The organism is Staphylococcus sp. 231237_7MaSpsaltlick, from assembly GCF_043107035.1.
The window spans coordinates 310,005-332,608 of record NZ_JBICNX010000004.1; the positions used below are offsets into that span (position 1 = coordinate 310,005).

Below are 22,604 nucleotides of genomic sequence, written 5' to 3' on the forward strand. Positions count from 1 at the left end.
TTTTTTAGTGAATTAAAAAGATTGAATGAATTATAACTAATTTTGAAAATATTTTTCATAAATAGAATTTTAATTGATTAGAATTTTCTTTGAATGTATATTAAAAGCGATAGGGGGTTCTTGTTATGAGTAAATGGTTTGAGAAAGCACAACAATTTGGAAAGTCATTTATGTTGCCAATAGCAATATTACCAGCAGCAGGATTACTACTGGGGATTGGAGGCGCATTGAGTAATCCAAATACGGTAAAGGCGTATCCAATGTTAGATATCACATTACTGCAAAATGCTTTCACATTAATGTCATCTGCAGGCAATATTGTCTTTCAAAATTTAGCAGTTATCTTCGCGGTAGGTGTGGCGATTGGACTTGCCAAGAACGATAAAGGTACTGCTGCACTGGCAGCAATGTTAGGATTCTTAATTATGAATGCGACTATGAATGGATTATTGACCATTACTGACACATTAGCGAATGATCAAAATTTAATATCTTCTGGTCAGGGGATGGTGTTAGGTATACAAACAGTTGAAACTGGAGTGTTTGGTGGTATTATTACTGGAGTTATGACTGCATTGTTACATAACAAATGTAATAATATCTCATTGCCAACATATCTTGGATTCTTTGGAGGCTCACGCTTCGTACCTATTATAACCTCATTATCTGCAATAATCTTAGGTGTCTTGATGTTCTTTGTGTGGCCAACAATTCAAGAAGGCATATATCAAGTGGGAGGAATCGTAGATAAAACAGGAGTGGTTGGTACATTCTTTTTCGGTTTTATACTGCGTATGTTAGGTCCATTCGGTTTACATCATATTTTTTATTTACCATTTTGGCAGACGGCACTAGGAGGTACATTAGAAGTGAAAGGGCATTTAATTCAAGGGACGCAAAATATTTTCTTTGCACAATTAGGTGATCCGCATGTCACTCAGTACTTTTCAGGAATATCTCGTTATATGTCAGGGCGTTTTATTACGATGATGTTTGGATTGTGTGGAGCAGCATTTGCGATATATCGCACAGCTAAACCAGAACGTAAAAAAGTCGTCGGTGGTTTAATGTTGTCAGCTGCATTGACTTCATTTTTAACTGGCATAACAGAGCCGTTAGAGTTTAGTTTTTTATTTGTGGCACCCGTTTTATATGTTATTCATGCATTTTTAGATGGGTTAGCATTTATGATGGCAGATATTTTTAATATTACAGTTGGACAAACATTCAGTGGTGGATTGATTGATTATTTACTGTTTGGTGTATTGCAAGGAAATGCTAAAACTAATTTCTTACTAGTATTGCCTATTGGTATATTGTGGTTCTTTCTCTATTATGTCATTTTTAAATTCTTAATAATTAAGTTTAATTATAAAACACCAGGACGAGAAGATGAACCAACCACAGAAATAGTCGCAGATTCACAAAGGTCAACGACAATTGTTGAAGGACTAGGTGGTTCAGAGAATATTACAACTGTTGATTGTTGCGCGACTCGATTACGAATCACATTAAATAGGAATGAACTCGTAAATAAACAAATGCTAATGTCTACAGGTGCTAAAGGCGTAATCATAAAGGGGAAGGGCGTACAAATTATCTATGGACCACATGTTACAAATATTAAAAATGAACTTGAACAGTTATTAGGACTTAATTAATAATTATATAATTTTACTATAGAAAGCGAAGGAAATAGAGATGAAGATAATTAATATGAAAAATGCAATACTAGCTAGCCAATATGTAGCTACTGAATTGTTTAAGGTGATAGATAATAATTCAGCTGCAGTATTGGGGCTTGCAACAGGTAATACAATGTTAGAGGTTTATCGTAATTTAAATACTTTAATTTCAGCCAATAAATTGAATTTAAAAAATGTAAAAACATTTAATTTAGACGAGTATGTTGATTTAAATGCATCACATCCTCAAAGTTATCATACTTATATGAGACAGCAATTATTTAAATATAATGATACATGGGATGAAAAGCATATATTTATTCCGAATGGTATCAGTAAAGATGTTAAAGCAGAGTGTCAGGCTTATGAACAACATTTAAATAAATATGGACCTGTCGACATACAAATTCTAGGTATAGGTGAAAATGGTCATATCGGCTTTAACGAACCAGGTGCATCATTCGACAGCATAACGAGAGTAGTGGATTTAAGTGATTCAACCATCAATGCTAATAGTATACATTTTGACAATAAAAACTGCGTACCGAAACAAGCAATATCTATGGGTATAGCATCAATTATGCAAGCGCGTCGTATTATTTTACTCGCTTTAGGTGCCTCAAAGCATACGATTATCCAACAATTATTAACGTGCGATGTTACAGAAGCATTGCCAGCGTCTATATTGCATACACACCCTAATGTCGAAATCATTGTTGACGATGCAGTGTACTTTGGTGAATCAAATGGGGATCATAGATAAGAGATACGGTTTCTAGGCTTAGTTTTGGGCATTGTTTACCTGTTGATGAATTACTAACAGATACTATTGCACTAGAAGATATTAATGAAGGTTTCGATCGTTTAGCACGTGGCGAAGCAGCGAGATTGGTCGTAATAATGTCATAGAATTAGCGTACATTTAATCCGGAAACTTTAAAGTAATTCATTGTAAATCCATATTTTATTAAACAGTGTTTTGGCGAGACTCCTGAGGGAACAGGACGAGCGGAAGACTACAGGCTGAAGCTGTCCCCTAGGAAAGCGAGCCAACAATACGAAGTATTGAATAAAAAGATAGTAGATAAAGTATTAAACATATAATGGTTAACATTATAGATGTTATAACCAAACACAAGTAGGATACATTTAATATGGAAATCCTAAAGTATTTCATTGTAAATGCAAATTTTATTAAACAGTATTTTGGCGAGACTCCTGAGGGAACAGGACAAGCGGAAGACTACAGGCTGAAGCTGTCCCCTAGGAAAGCGAGCCAATAATAAGTAATATTAAATAAAAATAACCCTCAGATAAATTGAATCATCTGAGGGTTATTTTTCTGGAATTGATATCCTAGGATTATTTTGAGTAAGTATATTTATTATCTCTGTAACCTCACTATTACCAGTATATAATCCGCTTTATAGTTGGCATGATATATTAACTTTGATCAACTGCAATGGGGAGGTGCATTTTCTATAGAACTAAGCCAATCATAGATGCGGAAATTATAGAAGCAAGTGTCGCACCTAATAATAATCTTAGTGCGAATGAGGCAACTTTATTGCCTTGGTCACTATTGATACCTTTTATTGCACCAACTATTATACCCACAGTCCCAAAGTTCGCAAAGCTGATTAGATAAACAGAAATAATACCCTGTGTACGTGTGGATAGTTCGTCCGCTATTTTTTGAAAATCTAGCATCGCTACAAATTCATTCGTAATTAATTTAGTTGCCATAATGGAACCAGCTTGAACAGCTTCGCTCCAAGGTACACCAATAATAAAGGCGATAGGTGCAAATATATAACCAATAAGTTGCTTAAAGTTTAAGCCGATTAAATGAAATATAAGTGTTATAGCTTCCATTAATGATATAAAAGCTAACAGCATAATCGCAACAGTGATCGCAATTTTAAAGCCATCTATCGCACTATCACCAATCATTTGGAAAAATGGCGTCCGCTTTGCTTTATTTACTGTAGTTTCGTTTGAACCAGCACTCAGTTCTAAATTTTTCATGTGTGAAAGATCATCTTCCTGATTTGAAGTGGGATAAGGATTGATGATACTAGCTACTATTAGTGCACTAAAGATATTGAGCATAACAGCAGTGACAACGAATTTTGGATCGAGCATTTGCATATATGAACCTAACATCGCCATACTTACTGCACTCATTGCTGAAGTTGAAATTGTATAAAGTTTAGCGCGTGATAATTTAGGAATCATTTCTTTAATTGTTAAAAATACTTCCGGCTGGCCTAACATAGATGTTGATATAGCAAAGTAACTTTCCAAACGACCCATACGTGTTATTTTATTGATAAGATAACCTACATATTTGATAATAAAAGGTAATATTTTAAAATGATTTAATATCCCGATTAACACAGAAATAAATACTAATGGTAGCAATACATTTAAGAAAAATGTCGAACCGTTGTTATTTTGCAAATCACCAAAAACAAAGTTTATACCAGCGTTACTGATTTTAATTAAACCTTCGAAAAACGACCCTAGTGTAGTTAATATAGTTAAGCCTATCGTCGTATGTATCATAAATAATACGAGTAAGACTTGAATAATTATCATTATAAACGGTTTTTTAAAATCAATAGCCTTTTTATTGAAACTAAATAGAAATGCAATCAACAGTGCAAATAAGATACCTGTAATGGTAAACAGTATGGACATTTAATCACCTACAATTTATTAAAGGCAACAGCAATTTGTGCTCCGACAAATGCGTTGTTTTCTACTAATTTGATATTAGTTTCTAAACTTTTACCATTTGTTTGCTCTACGATGTATTTTAATAAGAATGGTGTCGAATCTTTTCCTGTTACACCTTGTTCTTCAGCTTGCTTTACAGCTTGACTGATAATGTTATTTATATAATCTTTATCTAGTGCATGTTCGGTTGGTACAGGATTAGCTACAACGATGCCACCTGATAACTTTAATGTGTTTTTTGTATGACAAATATTAGCGATACTGTGAACATCAGCTGCAGTGCTATTTAATTTAATGCCACTTTCACGTGTGAAAAATGCTGGTAATTCTGCAGTTTGATATCCAATAACGGGGACACCTTTAGTTTCTAAATATTCCATTGTCTTAGGTAAATCGAGTATAGATTTAGCTCCAGAACAAATTACCGTCACATTGGTTTGTGCGAGCTCCTCTAAATCAGCGGAAATATCCATTGTGTGTTCAACACCTTGGTGGACACCTCCGATACCTCCCGTCACGAAAAATTGTATGCCAGCTAATTCAGCACAAATCATTGTTGAAGCTACAGTGGTTGCACCGATTCTGTTAGTAGCAATGGTTTCGGCTAAATCTCTGCGTGACACTTTAATAACTTCTGAGCTTGAAGCAAGTAATTCTAGTTCATCTTCTTCTAGTCCGATTTTTATTTTGCCGTCTATTATGGCTATTGTTGCTGGGATGGCACCTTCCTTTCTAATAATATCTTCAACTGTTTTTGCCATTTTCACGTTTTGTGGATAAGGCATGCCATGTGAGATAATCGTTGATTCTAGTGCGACAATTGGCTTTCCTTGTTGTTTAGCGGTTATAACTTCTTGTGAAAATTCAATATATTGTTCCATGTTTAAAATCCTCCACGTCTCTAAGTAATTGTTGTTTATCTAAGTTTTGTCTAACTGTGTATTGCGTTTCAATTGTTTTTAATGCATTTACCATTCCGGCAGTTAAAATAGTATCGATGTCAAAATGGTGTATCCAACTAAAAATAACTGCACTTGAAAAGGAATCCCCAGCACCAGTTACATCGACAACACGATTTGACTTAATTACTGATTTAATGTGTTCTTCGCTGTCGCTACGGTAGATAAAATTTTTAATCCCATTCGTTATTATGACGTTTGAAACGCCAGCATCATTAAAGCGTTTAGCTACTTTACGTAAGTCAGAATCATCAGTAATGCTTGTATTGAAGTAAGATTCTGATTCATCTCTATTAATAATCAACCAATCAATTGCATGTAATGATGTCGGCATGTTTTTCATTTTTGGTGAAGAAACAGGAATAACAACGAGTTTAATATTATGCTTTTCTGAATAAGCGCATAGGAAGTCCATCGCACTTTTATCCAAATTCAAATCTACAACAATGCATTTTGCTTTAATTAATAGATGTGTACGTTTAATTAAAAATTCGGGTGTAATGTAGTTGTATACCTCCATATCTGCTAAACCATATTGCATATTACCGTTTGCATCGATAAGTGCAGTATAAGAACCGGTATTGGCACTTTCTATAGCTTGTACATGATCCAAGTTCATAAATGGGCTCGAAAGTTTATGAATCATATCCCATTCACTGTCATTGCCACAGACGGAAAGAAACGCTACCGTTTCTCCCATACGACCTAAATTCTCGGCAATATTACGTGCGACACCACCTACCGAACGAGTGGAGGTAACAGGATTTGAAGTTTCAGGCTCTAAATCTTTGATAACATTGAATTTTCTATCAAGATTAGCTGCTCCAATGCAGACAATCGGATAATCTTCATTTAATACATAGGCTTTACCTAAAACATACTCTTTCTTAATTAAGCCTGAGATGATATTAGCGACAGCAGGGCGTGATAATCCTATCGCTTCAGCTAATTCTTGCTGAGATATGAAAGGATTATTTTCGATGCGTTGTAAGACCTGTTCCTCATTTTTATTCATTGACGTGCTCCTTTCTGTGTTTTTTAAACAAAAGTTTACAAATTAAACAAATGTTTAGCTTACTACGAGATTAGCATGAGGGTTACATTATGTATACGCTTACATATGTAAAAAATATTCTTTCGATTTGTCACTTTATACAAAAATTAATAAAAATGGCTGCTTTTAATTTTCAAAAACGTTTAAATCAGATAATGTAAACTTATAAATGAAATAGGTTTACATTAATGATATAATCAAATAAATTGAAATAGGGGGAATTTAGATTGAATATTGCAAAGCGTATTTTAGAAGGTGACGCATTAACGCCGTCAGAAGCATATGAAATATATACAGATAATACTATTGATACATTAGAAATGGTGGATCAAGCATATCAGTTACGTAAACATTATTACGGACATAAAGTTAAATTAAATATGATATTAAATGCTAAAAGTGGTATTTGCCCGGAAGATTGTGGATACTGTGGTCAATCACGAGATATGAAAAAGAAAACACGCTATGGTTTAGTAGATAAAGAAAAGATTTCTGAAGGTGCAGAAGTTGCACATGATAATAATATTGGTACATATTGTATTGTGATGAGTGGCAGAGGGCCAAGTGATAAAGAGGTTGATTATATTGCTGATACTGTAAAAGATATAAAGCAAGCACATCCACAATTAAAAATTTGTGCCTGTCTGGGTATTGCGAAAGATGAACATGCAGTTAAATTAAAAGATGCAGGAGTGGATCGATATAACCACAATTTAAATACAAGTGAAAATTATCATGATAATGTTGTTACGACACATAAATATCAACAACGTGTTGATACAGTTGAAACAATGAAGAAACATAATATTTCACCTTGTTCAGGGGTCATTTGTGGAATGGGAGAAAGTTTACAAGATAGAGTTGATATGGCATTTGCGCTTAAAGAAATAGATGCAGACAGTATCCCGATTAACTTTTTGCACCCTATTAAAGGTACAAAGTTTGGTGACATGGATGAGTTGACACCAATGAAATGTATGCGTATTCTAGCATTGTTTAGACTGGTTAACCCAACAAAAGAAATTAGAATAGCTGGTGGTAGAGAGGTTAATTTAAGAGCCTTACAATCGATGTCACTGATGGTTGCGAATTCAATTTTCGTAGGAGATTACTTGATAACGGGTGGTCAACCAAACAAAATGGATTTCGATATGATTAAAGATATGGGATTTGAAATTGACTATGATAACCTCGTACCTGAAGCACAACAATAGTTAAAATTATTTAGGAAGATGATTTAAAACTGAAATTGAACAGGAACATTTGGTCCTAAAATTAAGACAAGCTCTCATCGTTTTTTATATTGAGTTTGTCTATTTTTATGTTCTATTTATATGGGTCTTACAATTAATGTGTTGGTGAAAGTAAAGGTTCATTGTTGAATAAACTACAAGAAATTCTTATGAATCAATTAATATACATACACGCTAACTGTCTTTGAGGTTATCAGACAGCGTAGCTATTGCTAAAACACTTTAATAGATTATTTATCCTAGGATGGATTGAACAAGAAGTATGGAAATAATGCTATCAAGTGTCAGAAGTACAATTGACTTAAATAAACAGGACTAATGGTTAATTGAACCATAGGGATAATAAATGTATCTGTGTTAGTTCATAGTAATTAAGGGTAGTTAAAAATTAATTACAATATTTGTAAAAAAAGTTATTGACTAAATACGATCTTAGGAATAGAATACTTTTATTCCGATTAGTTTAATAAGAATAGGGGTTAGGAAATGAAGAAAATTTTGTATAGTGTTATTACATTAGTATTAGTGCTAGCATTAGCAGCATGTGGTAATAATGATTCTGACAAGAAAAACAGCGACAGCAAGACAAAAACAGTAAGCCAAGACAAAACATTTATAGTGGGTACTGAAGGAACATATGCGCCTTTCACTTATCATGATAAAAAAGGGAAACTAACAGGTTATGATATTGAAGTAATGAAAGCAGTAGCAAAAGAAATGGGTTACAAAGTTAAATTTAAAGAAACACAATGGGACTCAATGTTTGCAGGTTTAGATTCAGGACGATTTAATGTTATTGCAAACCAAGTAGGTATTAATAAAGAACGTAAAGAAAAATACAAGTTCTCTGAACCATACACTTATTCAAAAGCAGTATTGGTTGTAAATAAAAATAATAAAGACATCAAGTCATTTAATGATGTAAAAGGTAAAAAGTTAGCTCAAACATTTACTTCTAACTATGGTAAATTAGCTAAATCAAAAGGCGCTGAACTGACTAAAGTAGACGGTTTCAACCAAGCGATGGATTTATTACAATCAAATCGCGTAGATGGAACATTTAATGATAAAGTTTCATATCTAGATTATAAAAAACAAAAACCTAATGCCAAAGTAAAAGCAATTGAAGGTGATGCTGAGAAGAGCCAATCAGCATTGACGTTCACTAAAAAAGAAGATGACAAAACAATTAAAAAAGTGAATAAAGCACTTAAAAAATTAAAAGATAATGGTGAATTAGCAAAAATAAGTAAGAAATGGTTTGGTGAAGATGTTTCTAAACCTTAATGATGAACAACAACATGCTTTGGATGCTGCGGGGCAAGCCTTCTTACCTATGCTAGAAGGCTTAGTGAAATATTCTATTCCAATTACATTAGTTACTTTTGTATTGGGATTGATTATTGCACTGATCACCGCACTCATGCGTATTTCAACGAGTAAAGTGCTAAGAGGAATTGCCCGTTTTTACATTTCAATCATTCGTGGGACACCGATGATTGTTCAGTTATTCATTATCTTTTACGGTATTCCAGAATTAGGACGTTTATTTACTAATGATTCAGACAATCAATGGACATTAGCACCAGTCGTGGCAGCTATTATTGGTTTATCATTTAATGTTGGTGCATATGCCTCTGAAATCATTCGTGGTGGTATTATGTCTATTCCTAAAGGACAAACAGAAGCGGCATATTCTATTGGTATGAATTACCGTCAAACGGTACAGCGTATTATTTTGCCACAAGCAATTCGGGTGTCTGTGCCAGCTTTAGGTAACACATTCTTGAGCTTAATCAAGGATACATCATTACTTGGATTTATTCTCGTTGGAGAAATGTTTAGAAAGTCTCAAGAAGTTGCCTCAACAACCTATGAATATTTAACGATTTATTGTTTAGTGGCACTTATGTATTGGGTTGTTTGTTTTATTATTTCAATCGTACAGAACTTCTATGAATCTTATCTTGAAAGAGGGTACCGCTCATGATTGAATTGAAAAATATAAAAAAATCTTTCGACGATAAAGAAGTAATCAAAGGTATCGATTTGACAGTTGATAAAGGTGAAGTAGTCACGTTGATTGGTAGATCTGGTTCTGGTAAGACAACCTTGTTACGTATGATGAATGCACTTGAATTACCTACTGAAGGTGTTGTGTATGTGAATGGCATGTCTTATAAAAATGATGACAAAAAATCACAAATTGCAGTTAGAAAACAATCTGGTATGGTATTCCAGAACTATAATTTATTTCCGCATAAGACGGCACTGGAAAATGTCATGGAAGGTCTTGTAACGGTCAAAAAAGTCAAAAAGGCAGACGCAGAACAACAAGCACTTCGATTGCTTGAACGTGTTGGATTGACAGCTGTAAAAGACCAACGACCGAATGCATTGTCTGGTGGGCAACAACAGCGTGTCGCAATTGCCCGTGCTTTAGCGATGAATCCGAAAGTGATGCTTTTTGATGAACCAACATCAGCATTAGATCCAGAATTAGTTAATGAGGTGTTACGTGTTATCAAGGATTTAGCTAATGAAGGTATGACAATGGTGATTGTTACACATGAAATGCGCTTTGCTAAAGAAGTATCAAATAAAACAATCTTTATCCATGAAGGCGTGATTGCTGAGCAAGGACCGCCAGAGCAAATTTTTAATCACCCAGAAACTGCAGAATTACAACGATTTTTAAATATTATACGTGAAGTTTAAAATAAGAACATCCTTAGCAAAGTGGTTAGGTCCAATGCTAAGGATGTTTTTCTATATTATGATAAAATAATTTTGAATTTGCTTAATCATATATATATAAATTAACGGCGTACAATAGGGCTATGTGTTATATGTAATCAGAACATAAAGTATCGTATGTCTTATAAGGGAGATAATGAAAGTGATTTATTACACACGAAACGAGTGGCAACAAAATACCTTTTCAAAAAATATAGCAACCGAACAACTAGATTTAAATGAGATTGTGAGTCTTAATGATAAATTAACCCATAAAGAAATCAATGATATATACATACCGCTTGTTCAATTTTTAACAGAGAAGGTAAAAGCGGAGAAATCATTTATGTCATTTGTCAAAGATCATATGCTAGCTAAGAACCAGTCTATACCATTTATTATTGGTATTACGGGTGGTGTCTCTGTAGGAAAGAGTACGATGTCTAGATTGTTGTTAGAACTGATGCGTTCATATAATCCTAACTGGAAAGTAGAGCTAATTACGACGGATGGTTATATTTATCCAAAGAAAACATTGTTAGAACGTGATTTAATGTCTAAAAAAGGATTTCCAGAAAGTTACGAAACAAATCAACTCATTACTGATTTAAAGAAAATTAAGAGTGGTGAAGAGAATGTACCAACCTATACTTATTCTCATTTAACATATGATAGGCTGCAAGATGCATATCACTTTATCAATCAACCAGATGTATTAATTATCGAAGGGGTAAATATTTTTCAGACAAATAATTATTCTGAGGAATTAGTCAGTGATTATTTAGATTATAAAATATATTTAGATGCAGAAATTGAACAAATGAAACAATGGTATGTACAACGTTTCTTTAAACTACAAAGTGAAGCATTTCAAAATAAACAATCCCATTTCTATCAATACAAAGATTTAAGTTATGAAGAAACGCAGCGTTTAGCCCTAGATATTTGGCAATCAATCAATGAAATCAATATCAAAGAAAATATTATGCCGACACGTAAACGTGCGGATCTAGTCTTACATAAGGGACATAACCATGAAATTGATTATTTACATTTCCAAAAAATATAACCATTAGCAATGAATCTGGGACATAATTACCGAGCATTAAGCCCATCAAAGATCAAATATCTTTGATGGGCTTGTTGTTTATATCGATACGCAGTATTGTATTGCTCGCTTACCTAGGGGGCTGGGTCGAGCCATGGTCTCGACACGCATCCTGCTCCCTCAGGTGTCTCGCAAACAATACTGCGAAATTATAAGCAGTAAATATCAAGATAAACGATTTTAATATAATTCAATCTCTTTACACACACTCCATCATACTAGGTAAAAGGAGATATTCTATCTATCTTTCTGATTCGTATTGCTCGCTTACCTAGGTGGGGCTGGGTCGAGCCTTGGTCTCGACACGCATCCTGCTCCCTCAGGTGTCTCGCAAACAATACGAGGTTCATATATGTTATTACTACAAAAGAGAATGCAAAAGTCAATTTAACTTTATAAGAAATTGATTGAAACTGAATTTATCACTGAGATAAAACAAAAATGAATAGTGAGTTAAGTTACGATGCTTTAAATAAAATCGAGGGTTTTTACTGTGAAAATCATCGATTTTATTTAAGTCTGAAAGACTAATGTACCAGACCTATTTTATTATGTTATTTAATGTAGCGAGCAATAAGAAATCATATATATAATAAATATTTATTTGGATTATGTTACGATAAATTAACTTTCGAATTGGATGTGCAATTTTTCGTATTTAAAGACGAATGAGATTACACATCTACAGTTATTAGAAAGCGTTTACAATAAAGGTGTAAGGAGGTTGCTGATGTGTTAAGTAAGAGGCAGCAACAAATATTAACTTTCTTACTGGAAAAAGAAGGTTTTGCGACTATTCATCATTTAGCAATGCAGTTTAATGTTTCAGAAAGAACGATTCAGTATGATCTAGAATACCTGGAAAGTATGGCGCAGCAATTGTCACTTGAGATTGCACGTAATAAAAATAAAGGTATTAAAATTAAGCGTCACTCAGAATATATGAAGAGTGAATCAGTTCAATTTTCTAATATTGCTATGCATTATTCTAGGGACGAACGCGTACTCTATATTATCTTAAAGCTATTTGAGTCTATTGAACCTACATCATCTCAATCTTTAGCGTCATTGGTTTCTGTATCTCGAAGAACGATAGTGGAAGATTTGAAACGTGTACAGAGTTGGGTAGAGTCACAAGGTTTAAGATTGGAATATGTTAAAAATAAAGGCTTTGTGATTAAAGGTGATGAAAGTAATTATAGAAAAGCATATGCAGATAGAGTAAATGCATACTTTCAAACACATACACATAACATTGGACATCAGTTGTTTTCGAATAAAGAGCTAGAATCTATACGGCGTACAGTAACTGAGACATTGTTTGAAACACAATATCAACTTGTTCAAAGTGCTATCGATGGTTTGATATATCATATATTAATTGCCATACATCGCACTAGAGAAGATTTTGTATTTGATATACCTACAACAGAATATCAAAAATTAGCTCAAACAAGTCAATTTATTGTGGCGAAACAAATTCAATCACAACTGGAATCTAACTTTAATATTACATTCCCTAAGAGTGAAGCGGCGTTTATAACTTTGCATTTATTAGGAGCTAAGACATCAGATATACATGATGACGACAATGTGGTGGACGACTTAGAAATCATGGTTGAGCAACTCATTGAAAGAATGAGCGGAGATTTAGGCATTGATTTAATGGCTGATAATAAATTATTAAATGGTTTAGTTGTTCATCTAAGACCAGCCATACACCGCTTGCAATTTGAAATGAGTCACCCTAATCCTTTAAATGATGAGATACAGAAGGAATATCAACAATTGATAGAAAGTATTCAACGTCACATTTGGGGGATTGAAGAACTTTTCCAAATTTCATTTACAGCAGATGAATTATCGTATATTACCTTACATTTTGCTTCGGCAATTGAACGTATTAGTAAACGTAGTGGTCAGAAGATAAAGGTCATACTGTTGTGTGGTTCGGGTGTTGGGACATCCCAACTATTGAAAAGTAGATTGAGCCATATTTATCCTGAATTGGAAATTGTTGATGCTTACTCTATTTATGAAGTCAATGATACTTTGTTAAAGCATGAAAAGATAGATTACATTATCTCGACAGTACCTTTCGAACAATCAACAGTACCTGTAGTCCAGGTGAGTCCTTTTTTAAATAAAAGTGACCGACAACAACTCAATGAGATTATTAATCAGGCACGTGAACAGTATGTAGCAGAAACTAAGCGTATGGGTCCTAATTTGATAGAGGTGTTATCTGAGACTAGAGTATTAACAGAACAACAATCAGTATCACGTGATAAGGCAATTCAGCAATGTGTTGAATTATTAGAAGCGGACGGTATTGTCGATGGTGGATATGCCGATGACATCATAACGCAGTTGGAGAACTTTGGACCTTATATGGTAATTAGCCCACATATAGCACTCATACATGCAAAACATGAACATGTGAAACAGTCTGTAGGCTTTAGTTTGGTACATTACACCAATGGTATTACGTTCAATCACAGTCAATATGATCCTGTCTATATTGTTGTAACTTTAGCTACCAAACAGCCACAAATACATTTAAATGCACTGCGACAATTGAGTGAATGGATAATGGATGCGCGAGGAAGAGAGGATTTGTTCTCAGGTGACAAGCGTCAAATTATGAACTGGATAAAAGATGTCAGTAAATCATAGCATGATAGAGGAGGGTAAAGCGTTTGGAAATATTAACGCTAGATAAGATACAGATCAAGGATGCAGTAGATAATTGGGAACAAGCTATTGATATAGCATCACACCCATTGTTACAGCAAGGCTATTTTGAAAAGAGTTATATTGACGCGATGATTAACAGCGTAAAGGAACTTGGACCTTATATTGTAATTGCACCAGAGATTGCTATTGCACACGCAAGACCAAATGAAGATGTAAAGCAAGTAGGATTAAGCTTGTTGAAATTAAATCAACATATTAATTTTTCACAAGATAATCATTTCGCTAGTCTCATATTTGTATTAAGTGCAGTAGACAACGAAGGACATTTAGAAATTCTTAGAACGTTAGCTTCAACATTAAGTGATAAAGAGACAGTAAATAAATTATTAGCTGCTACAGACGTAGCAGAAATTAAACAGATATTTAAAGGAGAATGATGAAAATGAAAATTTTAGTTGTATGTGGTCATGGTTTAGGGAGTAGCTTTATGGTTGAAATGAATGCTCAAGAAGCATTGAAACAATTAAATGCCCCAGAAGATATAAAGGTTGAACATAGTGATGTGATGACAGCCAGCCCTGATATGGCAGATTTATTTATATGTGGCAGAGATTTAGAAGAAAACACAAAAAATTTAGGTGATGTTCTAGTATTAGATAATATTTTGGACAAAGATGAATTGCAATCAAAATTAAATGATAAGTTAACGGAATTAAATATTTTATAACAAGTTGGGAGGTAGTTGAATGAAACCGATACTTGATTTTATAGTGGATGTCTTGAGTCAACCTGCAATTCTTGTTGCTTTAATTGCTTTAATAGGGTTAATTGTACAAAAGAAATCAGCAGCAGATGTGACTTCAGGAACAATTAAAACAATTTTAGGATTCTTAGTATTGAGCGCTGGTGCAAATGTAGTGACACAATCTTTAGAACCCTTTGGCAAGATCTTTCAACATGCATTTGGTGTACAAGGTGTTGTTCCTAACAACGAGGCAATTATTTCTATTGCACTAGAAAAATATGGTACTACAGCTGCGTTAATTATGGTGTTTGGGATGATCGTAAATATTATTATAGCGCGTGTAACGAACTTGAAATATATCTTTTTAACAGGACATCATACATTTTATATGGCAGCGTTTTTGGCTATATTATTATCTGTAGGACATATTACAGGCACAATGACTGTCATTATTGGTTCTGTAATTCTAGGGCTTATTATGGCCATATTACCAGCATTGGCACAACCAACAATGCGTAAAATAACAGGCAATGATCAAGTTGCTCTAGGGCATTTTGGAACGATAAGTTATTGGGCAGCAGGGCAAATTGGTAAATTGTTTAAAGGGAAATCGAAATCTACGGAGGACATTAATTTTCCAAAGGGATTAAGTTTTTTACGAGAAAGTACTATTAGCATTTCATTAACAATGATTATTCTATACGTTGTAGCGTCACTATTTGCCACACCCGACTATGTACATAGTGAAATTAGTAATGGCCAAAACTTTATTGTTTTTTCATTAATTCAAGGTGTGACATTTGCTGCAGGTGTATTTATTATCTTGACTGGTGTGCGTTTAATTCTTGCAGAAATTGTACCTGCATTTAAAGGTATTTCAGAAAAGTTAGTGCCAAATACAAAACCGGCATTGGATTGTCCAATTGTCTTTCCTTACGCACAAAATGCTGTGTTAATTGGATTCTTTGTCAGCTTTATTGTAGGTGTGTTAGGTATGTTTGTCTTATTCCTCTTCGGGGGTGTAGTCATTCTACCCGGAGTAGTTGCGCATTTCTTCTTAGGTGCTACTGCAGGAGTATTTGGTAATGCACGTGGCGGTATACGTGGTGCGGTTGCAGGTGCTGCATTGAATGGTCTGTTGATTACCTTCTTACCATTAATCTTCCTACCATTCTTAGGTGATTTAGGTGGAGCTGCGACTACATTCTCAGATACTGATTTCCTTGTTGTAGGTATCATATTTGGTAATATAGCAAAATACCTAGGATTAATTGGCATTATTGTTTTAATCTTATTGATAGCAGGTATTTCGATCTTATTCCAAAAACGTGTTAATAAACATGTAAACAATAAATAGGCTACTAAATTAAGCCTAAATATAATTAATAACTAAGGGTATTAATCTAAGAAAAGTAGCATTCAGATGATTGAATTATAATTATCTGGGTGCTATTTTTATTTGCTATTTCGCATAAATGGCTCGCTTTCCTAGGGGACAGCTTCAGCCTGTAGTCTTCAGCTCGTCCTGTTCCCTCAGGAGTCTCGCCAAAACGCTGTCAAAAAAATGATAAATATACATTAAAAAGAGCTAAGCCATTATGGAATAGCTCTTTTTTGTTTTGATAAAGTGAATTTACATCACAAGTACTTTTGATAGCTCGAGCATAGGAATTATATTGTTTCTTGAATCGGTATTTATATCTTAATCATCCTTAGTTAATGGTAAATAAAGTATCATTTAAGTGGAAAATTAATATAAACTACAGTTATTTCTAAAATAATAATATTGCAACGTGCAAAAGTTTATAAAAACCATACATAGCGTGTTAGAATAAAAATGTTATTTAATTTAGTGATACAAGGGAGTGGGATATAGTGTTGTATACAATTACATCGACTTTGCCACCGATACATGGTGGACGTACGAAAGCATTGTTAAGTCGTATACAGTTAATGAATAAGGAACTTTCTGCAACGAATACGATTTTAACGACGAATTATAATGCTGATTACCATCAAGTAATCGAAAGCTTTATAAGTAATGGGAAGTTAGGTGCCAACATAAAAGTAGAGAATGTATATGATTGGCTGGCAGATTATAATCTACTTTATACACCTAATTCAAAGGAAAGAAAAAAGGCTAAATATTATAAAACCAAGCGTAAAATCAAAGGTTTAAAACATAAGGCTAATGAAAATAATAATAATATTGTTCGTTACTATGATGGTGATGAGTATGTTTTATATCGTAAATATAGACAAGATAGCGATGTATTAGACTTTGAGGATTTTATGACCCCTTATTGTAAGAAAAGAGTAGAACGTTGGCATTATAACGAATTTGGTCAATTACATAAGAAAACATATTATTCTACAAAGCGATATGGGAAAATCGCTGAGAAATTTTATGATAGGGATGGCAACAAATATTGCGAAAAGTTTTTTGCGGATGATGATAAAACAACCTTAGTACTTATACAACTTTATAAAAAAGGCAGAATGTATAAAGCTTTTTCTACTGAAAAACAATTGTTTGAATATTATTTTGAAGAACGTTTAACGGATGGGGATATTGTGTTTAACGATGCGAGACTTTTAGATAGACCATTGCTAAACCAAAAAAACAATACGGAAAACGTATTAGTATTACATAACTCACATTTAAATAATGATGAAGTAAAAGGTTCATTTAAATTTGCATTAAAGCATAGTGAAAAAGTAACGAAATATTTAGTTTTAACAGAACACCAAAAGCAAGATATTCAAAGTGTTTATGATATTGAAGATGAAAAATTTGCTGTCATACCTCATTTTACACTTCAAAAAAACCCAAAATATAGCAAAGATCAACCTCAAGATAGGTTCATTTATATTGGAAGATTTGGCCACCAAAAGCAATTAGATCATCTTATTAAAGCATATCATCGTTTTAGACAGAGGGGCTATACTACCAAACTAGTGATGTTTGGCAAAGATGAAGCAGGTCAATTACAAATGATACAAGATTTGATAGATGTATATAAATTAAATGAATATGTTGAAATTAATGAATTTACTAATAATCCATTACTTGAATTTAACAATTCTAGAGCGTCTTTATTAACAAGTAATTATGAAGGATTTGGTTTAACGATTATGGAAAGCATAGATGCAGGCTGTCCAGTTGTTTCATATGATGTTAAGTATGGACCTAGAGAAATTATTGAAGAAGGAAAAACTGGATACTTGGTTGAACCTAATAATATAGAAGATTTTGCAGAAAAAATGATTCAAATCGTTGAATATCCACTAACGAATGTACGTACAAATGAGCGATTAAAATATAAAGCAGCTGTAGAGAATTATAAGGATTTATTACAGATATTAGCACATAAAAAGTCTAAATTTAGTAAGATTTTTGATAAAATAAAATAGTGATAACACTTTAAGTATTAGTCCGTTTAAGGATTATAAAAATTTATATGAAATAAGCACTTAATTGAATAAATAATATATAGTTTTTGCCACTTTGGAGGAGAGAGAAAAAATGAAAATAAAAAAAGCGATTATACCAGCAGCAGGATTAGGGACAAGATTCTTACCTGCTACGAAAGCAATGCCAAAAGAAATGTTGCCAATCCTTGATAAACCAACGATTCAATACATAGTAGAAGAGGCTGTAGCGGCAGGTATTGAAGATATTATTATCGTTACAGGTAAACATAAAAGAGCTATTGAAGATCATTTCGATAATCAAAAGGAATTAGAAATGATTTTAGAAGAAAAAGGAAAGCAAGACTTACTAGATGAAGTTCAACATTCTAGTAATTTGGCTAATATGTTTTATGTAAGACAAAAGGAACAAAAAGGTTTAGGACATGCAATTTGGTCAGCAAAACAATTTATCGGGAATGAACCGTTTGCTGTATTACTAGGTGACGATATTGTTCAGTCAGAAGTACCAGCAATTAAACAATTAATGAATCAATATGATGATACAGGAAAATCAATAATCGGTGTGCAACAGGTCAATGAAAATGAGACGCATAGATATGGTATTGTCGATCCTGCTGAATCAAATGAAGGTTTATTTAGTGTGAATAAATTTGTAGAAAAACCAGAACCAGGAACAGCGCCTTCAAACTTAGCAATTATGGGGCGTTATGTATTAACACCACAAATATTCGATTATCTAGAGAAACAAGAAATTGGTGCAGGTGGCGAAATTCAATTGACCGATGCGATTGAGCGATTAAACAAAGATGATAAGGTTTATGCATTTGACTTTAACGGTGAACGATACGATGTTGGTGAAAAACTAGGCTTTGTTAAAACAACAATACAATTTGCTTTAAATAATGAAGAAATGTCTCAAGATGTTAAAGCATATATTCAATCATTAGATTTATAATTTGGGTTTATAAAATAAATTGCTGCTAGTAATGTGGCATATCAATCAATGTAATTAGTAAAAAAAGAACGTCAATTTCTAACTAAAGCTGCAGAAATTGACGTTTTTTAATGACTGTTTATAATATTTTAAAGTGCAAAAGAATACGATGATTTGTGTGAAATCATGCATATATTTAAGTTTCGCAAAAATCATCAACTGCTATTTATCAATATATTTATTGCAACATTTCTTTATAGACTTTATGATTTTGATAAATTGTTGTTAATAGTGGTGCTTGAATTTGATGTTGGTCAGCTAATTTAAGCAAATGACCTTGTAAATGATCGGCTTCAATATTTAGACCTTTTTCCATATCACGCTGCATTGAAGTTTTGAAATGATAGGATAATTGGGTGAGTGCTTTCATGTATTTAGAAACGATTTGGTTATCTAAAGGTGCGCCTTCTGCACGCATAATAGTGGCTACTTCATTATATAATGATTCAATAAATTGAGTACCACCGACACTATCTCTTATTGGGCCTATAGGTGCATGCATTAATGTTGTAACACCTGATAATACGGTTATCATTAAATATTTGTGCCACATTCCTTGTGTGATATTGTTGCTCAAGATAAATTGAGCCTTGGAATTTGAGAAAGCCTCCGCAATATGTTTGGCACGTTGACTATCCTCGCCATTTAATTCGCCGAAAAATAATTTGTCGAATGTACTTGTGTGAACAATCTCGCCAGAAGTATCAAGCGTGGTTTCAATTACGCAATAACCTCCCATGATATTATTTTTACCAAACTCAGATTGCAATGTAGGAATGTGTGCAATGCCATTAAGTAGAGGAATAATGACTGTATTATGATGTATAAATGGTTGTAAATCTTCGATAGCGTGTTCCAAGTGATATGACTTTGATGAGAGTAGTACAACGTCGAATGCTTCGGCACGATCATCTCGCGTAATTAATTTAGGATTGAAGTTGAAATCACCATTTTCACTATGGATAGCTAAACCATTTCTTTCTAGGTATGACTTTCGTTTTGGACGAACTAAAAAAGTGACATCCTGACCACTTTCAGCTAAACGGCCACCGAAATATCCGCCAATACCACCAGCACCTAGGACTAGAATTCGCATATAAACACAACTCCCCTATAAATATGTATTATGGATTTAATAACTGTATACCACAATCGTCCATAAATTACGCATATAAATCAATAACTATAAGGGATCAGCATTTTGAAAAACTATATATACAATTTAATTTTTATGTTATTTTAAAATGTGAAAGGGGGATACAATGAAAATATCAGGAAAATATACATATAAATGGAAAGATATTAAATGGCTAGATTTTATTTTACCGATTATCTATTTAGTTAGTACATTTGCATTATCCTTAATTTGTTCGATTTTTGTATTTATTTTATATTTAGGAACTGAAAATAAGGCTTTTCAAATGAATGATCACATGTTGAATATGATACAGTTAATTGTAGATTTGATTGCCTTCATTATTTTATTTGGGACATGGATACTATTTTATAGACGATCCTTTAAGGACCGCTTGACACAAGGCATTAAACATATGAAGCGGTATTGGAAATTAATTATACTCACGTTTATTGTGTTATTCATTCTAAAGGCAATTTATCCTGAATTGGTAGATTTATTTGCTCCGGAGTCTTGGAAATTTGACGAAACAGAAAATGATAAATTAATTGAGCAAATGTTTGCTACGCCATTTTCAACGTTTTTAGCATTTTTTTCTATTGTGATTATTGCACCGATTAATGAAGAATTTTTATTTAGGCATTTGTTAATTGGTGAACTTGGTAAGAAATTCAGCTTTACGTTGATGTCTATCATTTCAGTTATCATCTTTGCTTCACTACATGTCACAGAAGCGAAATCACCTTTAGAAATTGTGATGTATTTAATTATTGCTATCGGTCTCGCGTATGTTTATTTAAAATCAGGACGAAAGTTGTCTGTTGCGATAGCGTTACATGCATTAAATAATTTAATAGCATATTGTGCTATGGTATTTATGGGATGAACAGTATAGAAACATGCTATAAAGCTATAGGATTAAGCTGTTTCACATGGAACAAAAAGTTAATATAAAGCATATGAAATCGAAGCATACAGAAAATTCTAAAAATTAGATTGACTAAACATGACCAAAATGCTAGGATTAAATAAATTCAAATACATAGTTATAACTCTTATCAAGAGTGGTGGAGGGATGTGCCCGATGAAACCCAGCAACCGTCGTAATACGAAATGGTGCTAATTCACAGAAAGTATTTAACTTTCGAAGATGAGAGAAGCAGAATGCCTTCTCTTTATTTAGAGAAGGCATTTTTTATATGAATAATAAGGAGAGATGATATGAAAAAATTTACATATGCAATTCTGTTATTGAGTTTAATTGGTATTTTAGCTGCTTGTGGCAAATCAAATAGTGATGCAGCAAATAAAAAAATAACTATTGCCGCATCACCTGCGCCGCACGGAGAGGTATTAGAACACGCAAAAAAAGCAATGGCAAAAAAGGGCTACGATTTAAAAATAAAAACAGTAAATGATTATAAAGTACCGAATAAATTATTAGATAAAGGTGATGTAGATGCAAACTTTTTCCAACATGTACCTTATCTTAAAGCAGAAAGAAAAGATCATAATTATAATATAGAAGAAGTGGGTAAGGTATTCACTACGCCAATGGGTGTTTATAGTCAAAAGTATAAAAATATTAAAGATATTCCAAAAGGATCTACAATTTATGTATCGAATAATCCTGCAGAAGAAGGTCGATTCTTATCATTCTTTGTTGATAAAGGATTAATTAAAATTAAAAAAGGTGTCAAAATCGAGGATGCTAAGTTTGATGATATAGTTGAGAATAAAAAACAACTTAAGTTTAATAATAAACAAGGTGCTGAATTTTTACCTAAGACATACAAGAGTAAAGAAGGCGCAGCGGTTATTATGAATTCGAATTATGCAATTGATAATGGACTAACACCACATAAAGATGCAATTGCAGTTGAAGGAAAATCATCACCTTTTGCAAATATAATAGCAGTTCAAAAAGGGCATAAAGATGATAAAAAGTATCAAGAATTATTAAAGGTATTACAATCTAAAGATATGAAGTCATTTATTGAAAAGAAATATGGACAAGATGTCATACCTTATGAAAAATAACTATTTAAAAAACATATTTTG

The 22,604-nt window shown here is 33.1% G+C and carries 19 protein-coding genes and 1 riboswitch; of the genes, 15 read left to right on the forward strand and 4 right to left on the reverse strand.

Annotation, left to right across the window (positions count from 1 at the left end):
* The first annotated feature begins 125 nt into the window (after positions 1-125).
* Together ACF91D_RS09860 and nagB are read left to right on the forward strand one after the other, a co-directional pair.
* The gene (locus ACF91D_RS09860) at positions 126-1,661 is read left to right on the forward strand and encodes a PTS transporter subunit EIIC (protein ID WP_107526981.1); all 1,536 of its coding nucleotides are present in this window, start codon (positions 126-128) and stop codon (positions 1,659-1,661) included.
* Positions 1,662-1,701: 40 nt separating this feature from the next.
* Complete coding sequence (gene nagB / locus ACF91D_RS09865) at positions 1,702-2,448, forward strand: glucosamine-6-phosphate deaminase (protein WP_107526982.1); 747 nt, start codon at positions 1,702-1,704, stop codon at positions 2,446-2,448.
* Positions 2,449-3,164: 716 nt separating this feature from the next.
* Here the strand turns inward: nagB and ACF91D_RS09870 are convergent.
* Genes ACF91D_RS09870 through ACF91D_RS09880 form a run of 3 tightly spaced genes read right to left on the reverse strand, consistent with a single transcriptional unit; the run spans position 3,165 to position 6,401 of the window.
* Positions 3,165-4,388, reverse strand: coding sequence for a NupC/NupG family nucleoside CNT transporter (locus tag ACF91D_RS09870; protein ID WP_107526983.1), 1,224 nt, complete (start codon positions 4,386-4,388; stop codon positions 3,165-3,167).
* An 8-nt stretch (positions 4,389-4,396) separates the two neighbouring features.
* The gene (locus ACF91D_RS09875; protein WP_107526984.1) at positions 4,397-5,308 is read right to left on the reverse strand and encodes a pseudouridine-5'-phosphate glycosidase; all 912 of its coding nucleotides are present in this window, start codon (positions 5,306-5,308) and stop codon (positions 4,397-4,399) included.
* Positions 5,292-6,401: a carbohydrate kinase gene (locus ACF91D_RS09880; protein ID WP_107526985.1), complete on the reverse strand. Its 1,110-nt coding sequence runs from the start codon at positions 6,399-6,401 to the stop codon at positions 5,292-5,294. The genes ACF91D_RS09875 and ACF91D_RS09880 overlap by 17 nt, the downstream gene beginning before the upstream one ends.
* A gap of 266 nt (positions 6,402-6,667) precedes the next feature.
* Here ACF91D_RS09880 and bioB point away from each other — a divergent pair, with 266 nt between their 5' ends.
* The 11 genes from bioB to galU all read left to right on the forward strand — a co-directional run bounded on the left by bioB (position 6,668) and on the right by galU (position 19,369).
* Positions 6,668-7,654 (forward strand): biotin synthase BioB, encoded by a 987-nt coding sequence (gene bioB, locus ACF91D_RS09885; protein ID WP_107526986.1) that lies wholly within the window; start codon positions 6,668-6,670, stop codon positions 7,652-7,654.
* Positions 7,655-8,179: 525 nt separating this feature from the next.
* On the forward strand, positions 8,180-8,980 hold the full coding sequence (locus tag ACF91D_RS09890; RefSeq protein ID WP_107526987.1) for an amino acid ABC transporter substrate-binding protein: 801 nt from the start codon (positions 8,180-8,182) through the stop codon (positions 8,978-8,980).
* Positions 8,964-9,683, forward strand: coding sequence for an amino acid ABC transporter permease (locus ACF91D_RS09895; protein WP_392436950.1), 720 nt, complete (start codon positions 8,964-8,966; stop codon positions 9,681-9,683). Before ACF91D_RS09890 ends, ACF91D_RS09895 begins: the two co-directional genes overlap by 17 nt.
* The gene (locus ACF91D_RS09900) at positions 9,680-10,411 is read left to right on the forward strand and encodes an amino acid ABC transporter ATP-binding protein (RefSeq protein WP_042740435.1); all 732 of its coding nucleotides are present in this window, start codon (positions 9,680-9,682) and stop codon (positions 10,409-10,411) included. Before ACF91D_RS09895 ends, ACF91D_RS09900 begins: the two co-directional genes overlap by 4 nt.
* Positions 10,412-10,592: 181 nt before the next feature.
* On the forward strand, positions 10,593-11,498 hold the full coding sequence (gene coaA, locus ACF91D_RS09905; RefSeq protein ID WP_232154390.1) for a type I pantothenate kinase: 906 nt from the start codon (positions 10,593-10,595) through the stop codon (positions 11,496-11,498).
* Positions 11,499-12,269: 771 nt separating this feature from the next.
* Positions 12,270-14,213 carry a BglG family transcription antiterminator gene (locus tag ACF91D_RS09910; protein WP_107526988.1) on the forward strand — a complete coding sequence of 648 codons (1,944 nt, stop codon included), beginning with the start codon at positions 12,270-12,272 and terminating at the stop codon, positions 14,211-14,213.
* 23 nt (positions 14,214-14,236) lie between these two features.
* Positions 14,237-14,671 (forward strand): PTS sugar transporter subunit IIA, encoded by a 435-nt coding sequence (locus ACF91D_RS09915; RefSeq protein ID WP_042740432.1) that lies wholly within the window; start codon positions 14,237-14,239, stop codon positions 14,669-14,671.
* A gap of 5 nt (positions 14,672-14,676) precedes the next feature.
* Positions 14,677-14,961 carry a PTS sugar transporter subunit IIB gene (locus ACF91D_RS09920; protein WP_042740431.1) on the forward strand — a complete coding sequence of 95 codons (285 nt, stop codon included), beginning with the start codon at positions 14,677-14,679 and terminating at the stop codon, positions 14,959-14,961.
* Between the two features lie 19 nt (positions 14,962-14,980).
* Positions 14,981-16,336: a PTS ascorbate transporter subunit IIC gene (locus tag ACF91D_RS09925; RefSeq protein ID WP_107526989.1), complete on the forward strand. Its 1,356-nt coding sequence runs from the start codon at positions 14,981-14,983 to the stop codon at positions 16,334-16,336.
* Between the two features lie 518 nt (positions 16,337-16,854).
* Positions 16,855-18,393, forward strand: a complete 1,539-nt coding sequence (locus ACF91D_RS09930) for a glycosyltransferase (protein WP_119624427.1) — start codon at positions 16,855-16,857, stop codon at positions 18,391-18,393.
* A gap of 112 nt (positions 18,394-18,505) precedes the next feature.
* Positions 18,506-19,369 (forward strand): UTP--glucose-1-phosphate uridylyltransferase GalU, encoded by an 864-nt coding sequence (galU, locus tag ACF91D_RS09935; protein WP_042740428.1) that lies wholly within the window; start codon positions 18,506-18,508, stop codon positions 19,367-19,369.
* Between the two features lie 217 nt (positions 19,370-19,586).
* Here the strand turns inward: galU and panE are convergent, their stop codons facing one another.
* Positions 19,587-20,504: a 2-dehydropantoate 2-reductase gene (gene panE, locus ACF91D_RS09940; RefSeq protein ID WP_107527858.1), complete on the reverse strand. Its 918-nt coding sequence runs from the start codon at positions 20,502-20,504 to the stop codon at positions 19,587-19,589.
* 166 nt (positions 20,505-20,670) lie between these two features.
* On the opposite strand from panE, the gene ACF91D_RS09945 reads away from it, so the two are divergent.
* Both ACF91D_RS09945 and ACF91D_RS09950 read left to right on the forward strand, forming a co-directional pair.
* Positions 20,671-21,429: a CPBP family intramembrane glutamic endopeptidase gene (locus ACF91D_RS09945; protein WP_107527857.1), complete on the forward strand. Its 759-nt coding sequence runs from the start codon at positions 20,671-20,673 to the stop codon at positions 21,427-21,429.
* Between the two features lie 166 nt (positions 21,430-21,595).
* Positions 21,596-21,700: riboswitch (SAM riboswitch) on the forward strand.
* Between the two features lie 64 nt (positions 21,701-21,764).
* A complete protein-coding gene (locus ACF91D_RS09950) occupies positions 21,765-22,583 on the forward strand; it encodes a MetQ/NlpA family ABC transporter substrate-binding protein (RefSeq protein ID WP_119624428.1) in 819 nt (272 codons plus the stop codon).
* Positions 22,584-22,604 lie beyond the last annotated feature (21 nt).